General features: G+C 35.9%; 2 pseudogenes. One reads left to right on the forward strand and one right to left on the reverse strand.

The window, feature by feature from the left end:
- Positions 1-154 (forward strand): annotated as a pseudogene (locus LOK41_RS28485) (IS6 family transposase); the annotation flags it as partial.
- A 251-nt stretch (positions 155-405) separates the two neighbouring features.
- On the opposite strand, the pseudogene LOK41_RS28490 reads toward LOK41_RS28485, so the two are convergent.
- A pseudogene (locus LOK41_RS28490) lies at positions 406-541 on the reverse strand (tyrosine-type recombinase/integrase); the annotation flags it as partial.

Below are 541 nucleotides of genomic sequence, written 5' to 3' on the forward strand. Positions count from 1 at the left end.
CAAATCCGCAGGATTTCAAAATCTTCGCCACGCTTCCCGTACCTTGAAAGGCATCGAAACCATTCATGCTTTATATAAACGAAACCAAAGTCTTGGCTCAGACTTCGGTTTTTCGACATACAATGAATTACAGGAGCTACTAACAATCACATAAAATGTACAATTTTTTGTTAGCACCACTTAACCTTAACAAAACTTCGCAACAGAACCTTAGCAAGGTTCTACAAGGTTCCCTATGAATATGTTTGATATTTAGGGAAGCTTAGCGAAGAACTATGGAACTATGGCGCTCGACATTGATAAATAAGTGATAAAATTATTTTTATTATATAAAAAATACATAACTATAAACGACGGTACTGAAGTCATGTAAGACGAAAACGAATGTGGCATATGGCAGTAAAATTAAAATTCATCCTCCGTTATTAAATTTCCTGCATCATTATCTTTCGTTAATCGTTGTTTCAAGTAATTTTCTTTCGTGGTCCGATCATTTTTATGACCAACTGCAGCTGCTATGACATGAGGTGCTAACCCCTTG

The sequence above is a fragment of the Bacillus sp. TL12 genome (assembly GCF_022625245.1).
Classification (GTDB): Bacteria; Bacillota; Bacilli; order Bacillales; family Bacillaceae_G; genus Bacillus_A.